The organism is Brevibacterium sp. CSND-B09 (genome assembly GCF_052906525.1).
Genome location: NZ_JBREGI010000001.1, coordinates 3,668,268 through 3,681,370 on the forward strand (window position 1 = coordinate 3,668,268; position 13,103 = coordinate 3,681,370).

At 67.0% G+C, this 13,103-nt stretch carries 12 protein-coding genes; all 12 read left to right on the forward strand.

The annotated features are described in order from the left end of the window. The 12 genes from steA (at window position 1) to scpB (ending at window position 13,099) form a co-directional block, all read left to right on the forward strand. Entirely contained in the window at window positions 1-1,239 is a 1,239-nt protein-coding gene (gene steA, locus ACU4IU_RS16415) for a putative cytokinetic ring protein SteA (protein ID WP_172170118.1), read from the forward strand. Then, window positions 1,232-2,224, forward strand: coding sequence for a copper transporter (locus tag ACU4IU_RS16420; protein ID WP_139469722.1), 993 nt, complete (start codon window positions 1,232-1,234; stop codon window positions 2,222-2,224). The genes steA and ACU4IU_RS16420 overlap by 8 nt, the downstream gene beginning before the upstream one ends. Then, window positions 2,221-3,090 carry a hypothetical protein gene (locus ACU4IU_RS16425; protein ID WP_446657344.1) on the forward strand — a complete coding sequence of 290 codons (870 nt, stop codon included), beginning with the start codon at window positions 2,221-2,223 and terminating at the stop codon, window positions 3,088-3,090. The genes ACU4IU_RS16420 and ACU4IU_RS16425 overlap by 4 nt, the downstream gene beginning before the upstream one ends. Then, complete coding sequence (gene murJ, locus ACU4IU_RS16430) at window positions 3,087-4,844, forward strand: murein biosynthesis integral membrane protein MurJ (RefSeq protein ID WP_446657345.1); 1,758 nt, start codon at window positions 3,087-3,089, stop codon at window positions 4,842-4,844. Before ACU4IU_RS16425 ends, murJ begins: the two co-directional genes overlap by 4 nt. Then, window positions 4,841-5,989, forward strand: a complete 1,149-nt coding sequence (locus tag ACU4IU_RS16435; protein ID WP_446657346.1) for a glycosyltransferase family 4 protein — start codon at window positions 4,841-4,843, stop codon at window positions 5,987-5,989. The genes murJ and ACU4IU_RS16435 overlap by 4 nt, the downstream gene beginning before the upstream one ends. Window positions 5,990-6,022: 33 nt before the next feature. Further along, entirely contained in the window at window positions 6,023-7,159 is a 1,137-nt protein-coding gene (locus ACU4IU_RS16440) for a glycosyltransferase (protein WP_172170106.1), read from the forward strand. Window positions 7,160-7,167: 8 nt separating this feature from the next. Then, window positions 7,168-8,847 carry a CTP synthase gene (locus ACU4IU_RS16445; protein ID WP_374990298.1) on the forward strand — a complete coding sequence of 560 codons (1,680 nt, stop codon included), beginning with the start codon at window positions 7,168-7,170 and terminating at the stop codon, window positions 8,845-8,847. Between the two features lie 88 nt (window positions 8,848-8,935). Then, window positions 8,936-9,640 (forward strand): NUDIX domain-containing protein, encoded by a 705-nt coding sequence (locus ACU4IU_RS16450; protein WP_446657347.1) that lies wholly within the window; start codon window positions 8,936-8,938, stop codon window positions 9,638-9,640. A 6-nt stretch (window positions 9,641-9,646) separates the two neighbouring features. After that, complete coding sequence (gene xerD / locus ACU4IU_RS16455) at window positions 9,647-10,597, forward strand: site-specific tyrosine recombinase XerD (RefSeq protein WP_446657348.1); 951 nt, start codon at window positions 9,647-9,649, stop codon at window positions 10,595-10,597. A 38-nt stretch (window positions 10,598-10,635) separates the two neighbouring features. Beyond that, window positions 10,636-11,502, forward strand: a complete 867-nt coding sequence (locus tag ACU4IU_RS16460) for a ParA family protein (RefSeq protein ID WP_101546302.1) — start codon at window positions 10,636-10,638, stop codon at window positions 11,500-11,502. Between the two features lie 89 nt (window positions 11,503-11,591). Further along, window positions 11,592-12,449, forward strand: coding sequence for a segregation and condensation protein A (locus tag ACU4IU_RS16465; protein ID WP_229664124.1), 858 nt, complete (start codon window positions 11,592-11,594; stop codon window positions 12,447-12,449). Then, window positions 12,446-13,099 (forward strand): SMC-Scp complex subunit ScpB, encoded by a 654-nt coding sequence (gene scpB / locus ACU4IU_RS16470; RefSeq protein WP_181271742.1) that lies wholly within the window; start codon window positions 12,446-12,448, stop codon window positions 13,097-13,099. The genes ACU4IU_RS16465 and scpB overlap by 4 nt, the downstream gene beginning before the upstream one ends. The last annotated feature ends 4 nt before the right edge of the window (window positions 13,100-13,103 follow it).

Sequence of the window (13,103 nt, forward strand, 5' to 3'; positions counted from 1 at the left end):
ATGAAAGTGCGCAGACACCGTGAGAACCTCACCGCACCGACCCGGTTCGGCCCCGCCCCTGCCCGCTTGGACCGACGCACGAAGAATCTGACGAAACGCCTCCAAGCAGGCGACATCGCCATCATCAAGCACTCCGATATCGACCGCATCTCCGCCGAAGCCCTCGTCGCCTGCCGGCCGGCCGCGGTGATCAACGCCGACAAGTCGATCTCCGGCCGCTACCCGAACCTCGGTCCGAGCATCATCGTCGACGCCGGCATCCCCCTCATCGACGCCGCCGGTGCCGACATCTTCGATGCGGTCGACGAAAATGCCGAGATCTCCATCGAGGGCGCCACCGTATACGCAGGCGAAACCGAAGTGGCCACAGGAGTCCTGCAGACGGCCGAGACGATCTCCGAGGACATGCACGCCGCCGAGGCCGGAATGAACTCCGTGCTCGTGGACTTCATCGACAATACGATCGAATACATCCGCAAGGACTCCGATCTGCTCTCGGCCGAACTCGTCGTGCCCGAGGTGAAGACGACGTTCACCGACCGGCATGTGCTCATCGTCGTCCGCGGATACCACTACAAGGAGGACCTGGCGATGCTGGCCTCCTATATCCGCGAATACCGACCGCTGCTCATCGGCGTCGACGGCGGAGCCGATGCGATCATCGAAGCCGGCTACCGACCGGACATGATCGTCGGGGACATGGACTCCGTGTCCGACACCGCTCTGACCTCGGGTGCCGAGATCGTCGTCCACGCCTACCGTGACGGCACCGCCCCGGGCACCGAACGGGTCGAAGCCCTCGGAGTCGAATGCGTGGCCTTCGCGGCCTCGGGTACGAGCGAGGATATCGCCATGCTGCTCGCCGATGACAAGGGTGCCGAACTCATCGTCGCCGTGGGCACCCACGACACCGTCATGGAGTTCCTCGACAAGGGCCGCAAGGGCATGGCCTCGACCTTCATCACCCGACTGCGTGTGGGATCGAAGCTCATCGACGCCAAGGGCGTGTCCCTGCTCTACCGGCAGCGCATCTCCAGCCTGCAGCTGGCCGTGCTCATCATCGCCGGTCTCGTCGCCCTCGGTGTGGCGATGACCGCGACCTCGGCCGGACAGACCTTCCTCGGCCTCATCGGCGCCCAACTCGACGGCCTCTTCGGCTGGATCGGCTCCCTCTTCGGCGGCGACCCCGCAGCTTCGACCGATTCCGCCGGCCTCATCCAAGGACTGACCAGTGATTGATTTCCGCTACCACCTCGTCTCCCTCGTCTCGGTGTTCCTCGCCCTCGCCGTCGGCATCGTCCTCGGCGCGGGACCGCTGAAGGAACCGATCGGGGAGTCCCTGCAGAGCCAGGTCGATGCGCTGCGCTCGGACCGCGACAACCTGCGCTCCGACCTCGACGCCGCCAAGGGCAATATCGACAAGCAGAACGAATTCGTCACCGCCGCGGCCCCGGAACTCATCGACGGCACCCTCGACGGGCAGGAAGTGAGCATCATCGCCGCCCCCGAGGCGGACTCCGAGCAGGTCGAAGAGGTCAGCAACCGGGTCAAGGAAGCCGACGGCACCATCGCCGGTGACGTCTCGTTCGTGCCGAACACGCTCAGCCTGGAGGATTCCACCCAGTTCCTCAAGCGGCTGCGCACAGTCGTGCCGCACCTGCCGAAGGACGATTCGACCGCGATCCGCGCCGCCCTCGTCATCGCCCTGACCGGTGACGCTTCGATGCTCGAAGACGAGGACGATCAGGCCGATGCGGAGAAGCAGGCGGCGAAGCTCTACGACGTCTTCGTCGAAGCCGACCGTCTGCGCACCGACACAGACCACAAGACCACCTCGCTGTTCATCGTCATCGATGATGAGAACTCGACACTGGCCGAGGACACCGAACCCAGCCCGAAGGCCACCGACGACAAGGGCACCCGCACCCTCGTCACCGACTTCATCACCGCGCTCACCGCCGAAGCCACCTCGGTGGTCGTCGCCGGCGACGCCGGCTCGGCACAGAACGGACTCGTCAACGTGCTGCGGACGGAGAAGTCCCGCGCCAGCACCGTCGACGGCCTCGGCCTCGGCGCCGGTCCCGTCATCACCGTGCGGGCCCTGGCCTCCGGGGAAGCCGGAAAGCACGGACACTTCGGATTCGCTGAGGACGCCGAAGGCATTCTGCCGGGCAAGATCGAAGAGAAGCCGTCCGACGACACCCCGAAGGGAGACGAGAAATGATCCGCTCCATCGTCAGCACCGCCGTCGCCGGACTCGCCGGCTTCGCCGCGACGAAAGCCGTGCTCAGATCGCGGCTGCGCACCCACGATTCCGTGGTGCGCACCAACCACGCCGGACACGACGTCTCGCTCGCCGAAGGCCCTGCCGTCGCGGCGGGACTGCTGGCCGGCAGCCTGCTCATCGAAGACCCTCGGCAGCGGTCGGCGACCCTGCTGGCCACGGCCGCGGCGGGCAGCCTCGGCGCCGTCGATGACTTCTGCGAATCCGGATCCTCCAAAGGACTGCGCGGTCATCTGTCGGCTCTGGCCCGCGGGGAGATCACGACCGGGGCCATCAAGGTCACCGGCATTCCGCTCGCCTCGATCGCGGCCGCCGCGATCCTGCGCAGCCGCACCCGCCCGTCCGGGCTCTTCGGCTCCACGCACTCGACAAGCGACCGACCCTGGTACGCGGCCACCGCGGATGTCATCGTCACCGGGGGAGTGATCGCGGGCTCTGCGAACCTATTCAACCTCCTCGACCTGCGGCCCGGCCGGGCACTCAAGGCCGGAGCACTGACCCTGGCCTTCACCGACCACGAACGCCGCGTGTCCTGGGCACCAGCCGGAGCGATCGCCGGCGCCACGGCCGCAGCCTGGCCCGACGACCTCGCCGGCGACGCGATGCTCGGCGACACCGGAGCCAATGCCCTGGGAGCGGCAATCGGCGTGATCCTCGCCGAAACCGCCACACCGGCACAGCGACGCCTCATCCTCGCTGTCCTCGCCGGACTCACCCTGGCCAGCGAGAAGGTCTCCTTCACCTCCGTCATCGAATCGACTCCGGGACTGCGGGAGATCGACTCGTTCGGCCGCGAGGATAAGTGAACAAGCTCGTTCGAGTCCTCGCCTCCACGGCGCTGCTCGTATCGATCATCACCCTGCTGACCCGTTTGGTCGGCTTCTTGCGCTGGCTGGTGTTCTCGGCAAACGTCGGCGCCGGCACCGTCGGCACCGCCTACCAGAGTGCCAACCAGGTCCCGAACATCCTCTTCGAGGTCGTCGCCGGAGGCGCCCTGGCCGGAGCGGTCATCCCGCTTCTCGCCGTGCCACTGGCCAGATCGGACCGGGAGACCGCCGGACGCATCGCCTCCGGCCTGCTGACCTGGGCGGTCAGCGTCACCCTGCCCCTGTCGATCCTGCTGGCCGTGTTCGCCCCGCAGATCGCGAGGATCCTCGTCGACACGAAGACGAGCGCCGCGGGAGTGCAGGCGACCGTGGAGCTGCTGCTCATGTTCTCCCCGCAGCTCGTCCTCTACGGAATCGGCGCCGTGCTCACCGGAGTGCTGCAGGCCCACCGGAAGTTCCTGTGGCCGGCGTTCGCCCCGCTGCTCTCCAGCCTCATCGTCATCGGCAGCTATATCGCCTACAGTTCCGTCGGCGGCAGCGACGACACCTGGCAGACCCACCTCGGCTGGCTCGGCTGGGGCACCACCGTCGGCGTCGCAGCCCTCGCGCTGCCGCTCGCCCTGCCGATGGCCACGACCGGGCTGAAGCTGCGTCCCACCTTCTCCTTCCCACCCGGAGTCGCCCATCGTGCTCTGCGCCTGGCCGGCGCCGGAATGTCTGCCCTGCTCGCCCAGCAGGCCGCTGTGCTCGCAACCCTGAGCCTGGCCAACCATGTCGGTGGGGACGGCACGCTCGTCCTCTTCAGCTACATCAACGCCGTCTACCTGCTGCCCTACGCGGTGCTCGCCGTGACCGTGGCGACGGTGGTCTTCCCGACCTTGTCGACCTGGGTGGGACGATCCACCGACCCCGAGGCGACTGCCGACAAACGCGCGGAAGCCGGGGCGCGGATGCGGTCGGTGACCTCGACGACGACGGCCCTCATCATTGCCATCGGCGGACTCGGCGCCGTCATCCTGCTCTCGGCGGCCGGCCCCCTGCAGACCTTCTTCATCGCCATCGACGCCGAAAGCGAATCCGCCGCACCCTTCGACTCCATGGCCACGGCGATCATGGTCATGGCCTTGGCCGTGCCCGGGTGGTCCTTCGTGGCGTGGGGCACCCGCGTCTTCTATGCGGTGGAACGCTCCCGCTATTCGGCGGCAGCCACGACGACGGGGTGGATCCTCGTCATCGTCGGCATGGTCGGAGCCATCCTCGTCACCGGCTCGAACGGCAATCCCGGACTGACCCTCGTCTGCATCTGCAGCGGCTATGTGCTGGGCATGACCGTCGCCGGAGTATTCCTGCTCGTGAACATGCGCCGCGTCCTCGGCCCCACCGGACTCGCCCTCGTCGGACGCCGGTCGCTGCTCGCGCTCGGGGCCGCCGTCGTCGCGGGCACCGCCGGAGTCGTCACCTCGCAGTGGTTCGGGGGACTCCTCGACAACTCGGCAAGCTCCGCGGTCATCGCCGGAATCGTCGCAGCCCTCCTCGGCAGCATCGTATTCGGACTCATCGTGCTCATCATCGACCGCGGGTTCCTCGGAGAGATCCGCGGCCTGCTCGCCGACCGGAACCGGGCCGGCGTCAACGACGAAACGACCGTGCACGCCGCCGAAGCACAGACCAGAGACCACGGCCCCAGCGACATCGACAGACCCAGCGACACCGACAGGGAGGAAGACTCATGAGAATCGTCTTCACCATCGGCACCTCGACCGGGGGAGTCGGCACCCACGTGCACGCACTCGCCCGCGACCTCGCCGCCGCCGGACATGAGATCGGCGTCATCGGACCGGCCGCCACCGACGAACACTTCGGCTTCTCGCTGCTGCCCGGAGTCCGATTCGGCGTCCTCGAACTCGGCACCGGAATCGGCGCCTCCGACGCAGCCCTCGTCCGCCGGCAGCGCACACTGCTGCGCAGCTTCTCCCCGCAGATCGTCCACGCCCACGGTTTCCGCGCCGGGCTCATCACCCTGCTGACCCTGCGCATGCTGAAGACCCGCCCGAAGTTCGTCCTCAGCCTCCACAACCAGGCCAGCGGACAGGGACTGCGCGGACGGGTCGAAACCCGAGTCGAGACGATGCTCGCCCGCGGGGCCGACCTCGTCCTCGGCGCGAGCACCGACCTCGTCGACCGCGCCCGCGAACTCGGAGCGCAGACCGCCCGATTCCTCCCCGCCGCCGCCCCCGAGGTGACCCCCGTATCCGCCGAGGCGGCCGCCACCACCCGCGCGAGCTTGGCCGAGGAGTTCGACTTCGCCCCAGGGGCACTCATCGTCCTTGCCGTCGGTCGCGTCGCCAAACAGAAGAACTACCCGATGCTCGTGCGCGCACTCGTCCGCCTCGGCGAGGAGAACCACCAGGGCGAGATCGTCGCCCTCATCGCCGGTGCCGCCGACGAGGAGGTGCTCGCCGACGTCCGCGCTCAGTACGATGACGCCGCAGCCGCCTCGGCGATTCCGGCCCTGCATTTCCTCGGACCCCGCGATGACATCGCCGAACTCGCAGCGGCTGCGGACATCTACGCGCTCACCAGCGTGTGGGAGGCCCGGGCGCTCGTGCTCCAGGAGGCGCTGATGACCGGCAAGGCGATCGTGGCCACCGCCACCGGCGGCAGCGCCGAACTCGTCGGCGATGCGGGGATACTGATCGACCATGACGACGATGCCGCCTTCGCCGCTGCCGTGGCCGAACTCGCCGTCGATCCTGCCCGCCGCGCAGAACTCGGAGCCAGGGCACGGGCACGCGGAGCGGAGCTTCCCGATGAGAGGGAAGTTGCCGAAGAACTCGCAGGTCTTTACACGGAACTCGTGCCTGCCCAGGTAGGCTAGAAGCAGCGTCGAACGAAAGAAAAGGATGAGGAAATGAGCGAATCCGGCGAGGTCAACCCACTGAGCGCAGACACGAGGATTCTGCACGTGCTCGCCGATACCACCGGTCCCGTCGTCGAAGTGGCGAAGCTCGCCGTGCTCGGTCACCTCCGGGCCGGTTTCAAGGTCGCCGTCGCCGCGCACCGGTCACTGCTGGGCACCTTCGGAGTCCCTGAGGAACTGGCCGGCGAATTCCGCGAGATCGAACTCACCGCCCGTCGCCGACTCACGACCGCTGACCCCGGCTCCGCCTTCACTCTTCACAAGTACTACCAGCACGTGGACATCGTCCACGCGCACGGACTGCATGCGGCGACGCTCGCCGGACTGGCCTTCACCGGTCTGCCCGCCCGCCTGCACCCGAAGGTCGTCGCCACCATCGAATCCTTCGACTCCGCCAACGTCATCGAGAAGACCGGAGCCGAGATCGTCGGCCGTACGGCCACCGCAGTGCTCGGCACGACCGAACCCGTCGTCGACTACTACGGCGGCCGCGTCCCGGTCGTCGAACGCGCCGAACTCGTCCACCCGGACATCGACGCCGACCTCACGGTCCGCACACCGCGCGCCGAGGTCCGTCGTGAACTCGGCCTCGCGGAAGGCACCTGGATGGTCGCCAGCCCCATCGCGCTGCGTGACCACACCGCTCTGGCGACGGTCCTCGACGCCGCCGACCAGATCAACCAGCGCCGCCGCGACCGCAAGGTCGTCTTCGTCCTCACCGGCACCGGTAAGGACCGGTCGACGATCTCCCGCGAATTCTCCGACCGCGGCGTCCTTGTGGCACCGGCCGGAGACCTCGTCGATGTCGCGGCCGCCGCCGATGTCGTCATCGCCAGCGAGACGATGACGGGACTGTCCCACGAAGACCTCATGCAGCTGTCGAAGCCCGCGGTCTTCATCGGCAGCGAACGCCGCGCCGGCATCTGGGGAGAGGCCGCGAAGGCCGTTCCCGCCGACGACACGGAGGCGCTGCTGCGTGAGATCAATCATCTTCTCGACGACCCGGCCGGACGCGGAACCTCCGCCGTGGCAGCAAAGAAGCGGGTCATCGACGTGAGCAACGGTGCGGCGATCTCCGAGACGCTGCTCGATCTGTACGCCGAGGTCGACGCTGTCTCGGATTCGTGAGCCGGACTTTGATAGAATCAAATCCCGTGGTGAATCGAACTGGCCCAGGCGGCACACATACGGCAAAGCACATCTTCGTCACGGGAGGCGTCGCCTCCTCGTTGGGCAAGGGTCTGACGGCATCGAGCCTCGGCCATCTGCTCACTCAGCGCGGCCTCACCGTGGCCATGCAGAAGCTGGATCCCTACCTCAACGTGGATCCCGGCACGATGAACCCCTTCCAGCACGGCGAAGTCTTCGTCACCGAGGATGGTGCCGAGACCGACCTCGACATCGGCCACTACGAGCGCTTCCTCGACAACGACCTCGACGGCGCAGCGAATGTGACCACCGGACAGATCTACTCCTCGGTGATCGCGAAAGAACGCCGCGGTGCGTACCTCGGCGACACCGTCCAGGTCATCCCGCACATCACCGATGAGATCAAGGCGCGGATGCGTGCCCAGGCCGAACGCCCCGAGGCGGACCGCCCCGACGTCATCATCACCGAGATCGGCGGCACCGTCGGCGATATCGAATCCCAGCCCTTCCTCGAGGCGGCCCGCCAGGTCCGTCACGACATCGGCCGGGACAACGTGTTCTTCATCCACGTCTCCCTCGTGCCCTACCTCGGGCCCTCCGGAGAGCTGAAGACGAAGCCGACCCAGCACTCGGTGGCCACCCTGCGCTCCATCGGCATCCAGCCCGATGCGATCGTGCTCCGCTCCGACCGCGAGCTGCCGGATTCGATCCGCGCGAAGATCGCCGGCGCCTGCGACGTCGAGACCGAAGCTGTCGTGTCCTGCGTCGACGCCCCGAGCATCTACGACATTCCGAAGGTCCTCCACGACGGCGGCCTCGACGTGTTCGTCATCCGCAACCTCAACCTGCCGTTCCGCGACGTCGACTGGACGAAGTGGGACTGGGTACTCGAACGCGTGCACAACCCGTCCCGGGAAGTCACCATCGGCATCGTCGGCAAGTACATCGACCTGCCCGATGCCTACCTCTCCGTCACCGAGGCGCTGCGCCACGGCGGCTTCGCCAACGATGCGAAGGTCAAGATCAAGTGGATCCAGTCCGATGACTGCTCCACCGAAGCCGGAGCCGCGTCGGCACTGTCCGGCCTCGACGCGATCTGCGTGCCCGGAGGCTTCGGCATCCGCGGCATCGAAGGCAAGCTCGGTGCACTCGAATACACCCGCACCAACGGCATTCCGACCCTCGGCCTGTGCTTGGGTCTGCAGTGCATGGTCATCGAATACGCGCGCAACGTCGCCGGCATCGAGGCGGCCTCGTCGTCCGAATTCGACCCCGAGACCACGGTTCCGGTCATCGCGACCATGGCCGAGCAGCTCTCGATCGTCGAAGGCGAAGGCGACCTGGGCGGCACCATGCGTCTGGGCACCTACGAAGCCAAGCTCACCGAAGGCAGCGTCGTGGCCGGCGTGTACGGGGACACGACGATCAGTGAGCGTCACCGTCACCGCTACGAGGTCAACAACACCTACCGGGATCAGCTCGCCGAGGCGGGGCTCGAGTTCTCCGGAACCTCACCGAACGGTGAGCTCGTCGAATTCGTCGAACTTCCGCATGATAAGCACCCGTTCTACGTCTCCACTCAGGCGCACCCCGAGCTGAAGTCGCGTCCGACCTCTCCGCATCCGCTGTTCGCGGGTCTGGTCGCCGCCGCCCTCGAGCGTCAGTGACCGTTGTCCATCTTCACAGCGAATGCCGTCGGCCAGAGCGCCGGCGGCATTCGCCGTTCCACCACCGTCGAGTTTCGGGAGGCAGCCGATGAGCACTCAGCACGATGAGATCCTGCAGGACGATCCGGTGATCCCGCCGATCACCTCCTCCGAGGTCGTCTACGAAGGCGCAGTGTGGGATATCCGCAGAGAGACCTTCGACCTGCCCGAGGCGTCCGGGCTCGTCCGCGATCTCATGGCGCACACCGGTGCCGTCGGCGTGGCCGTCGTCGATGACCAGCAGCGGATCCTCCTGGCCCAGCAGTACCGGCATCCCGTCCGAGCCAGGCTGTGGGAGGTCCCGGCCGGTCTGCTCGACGTTCCCGGAGAGGACCCGCTCGAAGCGGCGAAGAGGGAACTTATCGAGGAAGCCGACCTCACGGCCGACCACTGGGACGTCCTCAGCGACTCCTGCCTGACCCCGGGCGGCAGCTCGGAGACGATGCGTCTCTACCTGGCACGCGGGCTGTCCTCTATTCCCGAAGCCGACCGTCACGAACGCGGCGAAGAAGAGGCAGGCTTCCGCTACGCCTGGGTCGACATCGACGAAGCACTCGAAGCCGTGGCCGATGGACGGATCACCAACGCAATCGCCCAGCTCGCGATCTTCCAGGTCGACCGGGTGCTGCGCGCCGAAGCGGCGGGAGCACCGGTGGAGTTCCGTCCCGTCGATGCGCCGAGGCGACTCGTCGACGGCCGCCCCGAATTCGGTCGTGGTGCTCAGGTCGAGACCATCGGCTCGGGCGAGGACTGAGACCCTGTGGCTCGGCACGGCGCCGAACTCCTGCCGGAGAACCTGCCCGGAGACCTGCGGCGCGCCTTCGAGTCCTATCTCGCTTCCCTGCGGTTCGAACGCGGACTGTCGATGAACTCGATCGACGCCTATGCTCGTGACCTCGCCCGGTACGGAACCTGGCTGACCGATGACGGGGTGAGCCGCCTCGGCGATGTCGATCGACAGAAGGTGGAGAACTTTGCGCTTCACCTGCTCGATTCGGGACTGGCACCGCGGAGTCGGGCACGCGCACTCGTCGCGGTGCGACGATTCCACACGTTCGCGCTGGGGGAGAACCTCGCGCCCACGGACCCGGCCTCCGAGGTCAGCCCACCGCAGGAAGGACTGCGACTGCCCAAGGCACTGGCGCTCGACGAGATCGAAGCGATGATCGCCACCACCGACGGCGAGGAACCCGTGCAGATCCGGGCCGCGGCCCTGCTCGAACTCCTCTACGCCACGGGAGCCCGCATCTCCGAGGCCGTGGGCGTCGACCTCGACGATCTCGACCTCGACTCAGGGCTCGTCCGGCTCTACGGAAAGGGCGGGAAGGAGCGGATCGTGCCCTTCGGATCCTACGCCGCGCGCGCCCTGGGAGCGTGGGTGTCACGGGTGCGTCCGTCGATGGCGGCGAAGGCGAGATCCTCGGCCCCGGCCGGGGCACTGTTCCTCAACGCACGCGGAACCCGGCTCTCCCGGGTCTCGGCGTGGCAGATCGTCAAGGACGCCGGAGAGGCGGCGAAGATCGACGCCGAGGTGTCTCCGCATACGTTCCGACACTCGTTCGCCACGCACCTCCTCGAGGGCGGTGCGGACATCCGCGTCGTCCAGGAGCTGCTCGGCCATGCCTCGGTGACGACGACGCAGATCTATACGAAAGTCTCCGAGGAGACACTGCGGGAAGTGTACGCGACCTCGCACCCCCGAGCGCGGTAGGGTTGGACGTAGAGCAACGAAAGGTGGCCATCCGAGAGATGAATACGCAAGAGGCGTTGGAGATCCCCCAGCAGCGGACCGCAAACGAGCCCCAGGACTTCCCGGAGCCGGCACCCCTGGCTTCGCACGGACCCGCCCGCATCATCGCGATGGTCAACCAGAAGGGCGGGGTCGGCAAGACGACCTCGTCGATCAACCTCGGTGCGGCTCTGGCCGCCTACGGACGCAAGATGCTGCTCGTCGACTTCGACCCGCAGGGCGCACTGTCCGTCGGGCTGGGACTCAACCCCTATGAGCTCGACATCAGCATCTACAACCTGCTGATGAACCCGCGACTGGACCCGCACGAGGTCATCGTCGAAACGGAATTCGACAACATCGACATCCTGCCGGCCAATATCGACCTCTCCGCCGCCGAAGTCCAGCTCGTCGGCGAGGTCGCCCGCGAGCAGGTGCTCGCCCGTGCCCTGTCGAAGGTCGCCGACGAATACGATGTCATCCTCATCGACTGCCAGCCCTCGCTGGGACTGCTCACCGTCAATGCTCTGACCGCCGCCCATGGTGTCGTCATCCCGCTCGAGACCGAGTTCTTCGCCCTGCGCGGCGTCGCCCTGCTCGTCGAGACGATCGAGAAGGTCCAGGACCGGCTCAACCCCTCACTCGAGGTCGACGGAATCCTCGCCACGATGTTCGACTCGCGGACCCTGCACTCGAAGGAAGTCATGTCGCGAGTCACCGAAGCCTTCGGCGACAAGGTCTTCGAGACCGTCATCAACCGCACCGTGAAGTTCCCCGACGCCTCCGTGGCCGCCGAACCGATCACGAGCTTCGCCCCGAAGCACGCCGGCTCCGAAGCCTACCGCCGACTCGCCCGGGAGCTCATCGCCCGCGGAGGCGCACCCTGAGCGACTCCGTAACAGACGTGGAGGAAGCGGCATCTGCCTCAAGCGGTGGCGTCGCCTCGGGCGATGGCGCTGAATCCGGCACTGACATCGTGTCCGGCGATGGCGCAGCGCCCGGCGATGACACGGCTTCCGAGAATGACTCCGCACAGGGATTCCAGGTGCGGTTGGACAACTTCACCGGCCCCTTCGACCTGCTGCTCGGACTGATCTCGAAACGACGCCTCGACGTCACAGAGATCGCCCTCGCCGAGGTGACGGACGAGTTCATCGCCTACACTACAGAGCTGAAGGATCAGGCGAATCTCGCCGAGATCTCCCAGTTCCTCCTCGTCGCCGCGACCCTGCTCGACCTCAAGACCGCACGGCTGCTGCCCCACGAAGACGGTGAAGAGGTCCTCGACCTCGAACTGCTCGAGGCCCGTGACCTCCTCTTTGCCCGGCTGCTGCAGTACAAGGCGTACAAGTCCGTGTCCGGGTACCTGGCCGAAGCGATGGCCGCCGGCTCGATCCGGGCCCCACGCGATGTCGACCTCGAGCCGGAGTTCCAGGACGTGCTGCCGCCGCTGGAGCTGAACATCGGTCCCGGTGAGCTCGCCGGAATCTTCGCCACCGTGCTCCAACGCGACCACACCCCGCCGAGCGTCGCCGTCGACCATATCCACCTGCCGCTCGTGAGCGTGTCCGAGCAGCGCGGGCACATCCTGTCCCTGCTGCGCGCCGGAGACGTCGACTTCCAGGATCTGCTCGAAACAGCCGAGAACACCCTGGTCGTCGTGGCGAGGTTCCTCGCCCTGCTCGAACTGTTCAAGGTCGGCCTCTGCGACTTCGACCAGCCCGAACCTCTGGGACGGCTGCTCATCCACCGCACCGAGATGAACGAAGACGGAGTCGACCTGCGCACCGAAGGCGACTGGAGCGGAGACGAAGCAGAAGGGGAACAATCATGATCGATGACGAGATCCTCGCCGGCATCGAAGCCGTGCTCATGGTCGCCGATTCGGCGGTGACTGCCGAAGACCTCGCGGGCTCCCTCGGCCTCGACGAGGACACCGTCCTCGAAGCGATCCAGACGCTCAAAGCCGACTACGACGGGGACGAGCACCACCGGCAGCGCGGGTTCGAGATCCGCCATGTCGCCGGCGGCTTCCGCATCTTCTCCCGCGGCGACTATCACGAGGTGGTCAAGGACTTCCTCACGGCCGGGCAGAGCGCGAAGCTCTCCCAAGCTGCGCTCGAGACTCTGGCAGTCATCGCCTACCGGCAGCCGATCTCCCGGCCCCGCATCGCAGCCATCCGCGGCGTCAGCGTCGACGGCGTCATCCGCACCCTGCTGCTGCGCGGACTCATCGTCGAAGCAGGCAAGGAAGCGTCCACCTCGGCGCTGCTCTACGCCACCACGCGTACGTTCCTCGACACGATGGGCATGAACGCGATCGACGACCTGCCCGATATCGCCCCCTACCTGCCCGAAGACGCCGACGTCGCCGAACTCGGCGCCGAAGACACCGAAGTGCTCGCCGAGATCGACGGCGCCCTCGACGACGATCTCGACGATGACTCCGATTCGGCCGCCGAGATGTCACGAGTCGCTGATTGATTTG

Excerpts from the sequence above, each read along its gene's own strand:
- steA (WP_172170118.1), top strand. The coding sequence starts at position 1 with ATGAAAGTGCGCAGACACCGTGAGAACCTCACCGCACCGACCCGGTTC.
- ACU4IU_RS16425 (WP_446657344.1), top strand. The coding sequence starts at position 2,221 with ATGATCCGCTCCATCGTCAGCACCGCCGTCGCCGGACTCGCCGGCTTC.
- ACU4IU_RS16435 (WP_446657346.1), top strand. The coding sequence starts at position 4,841 with ATGAGAATCGTCTTCACCATCGGCACCTCGACCGGGGGAGTCGGCACC.
- ACU4IU_RS16440 (WP_172170106.1), top strand. The coding sequence starts at position 6,023 with ATGAGCGAATCCGGCGAGGTCAACCCACTGAGCGCAGACACGAGGATT.
- ACU4IU_RS16450 (WP_446657347.1), top strand. The coding sequence starts at position 8,936 with ATGAGCACTCAGCACGATGAGATCCTGCAGGACGATCCGGTGATCCCG.
- ACU4IU_RS16460 (WP_101546302.1), top strand. The coding sequence starts at position 10,636 with ATGAATACGCAAGAGGCGTTGGAGATCCCCCAGCAGCGGACCGCAAAC.
- scpB (WP_181271742.1), top strand. The coding sequence starts at position 12,446 with ATGATCGATGACGAGATCCTCGCCGGCATCGAAGCCGTGCTCATGGTC.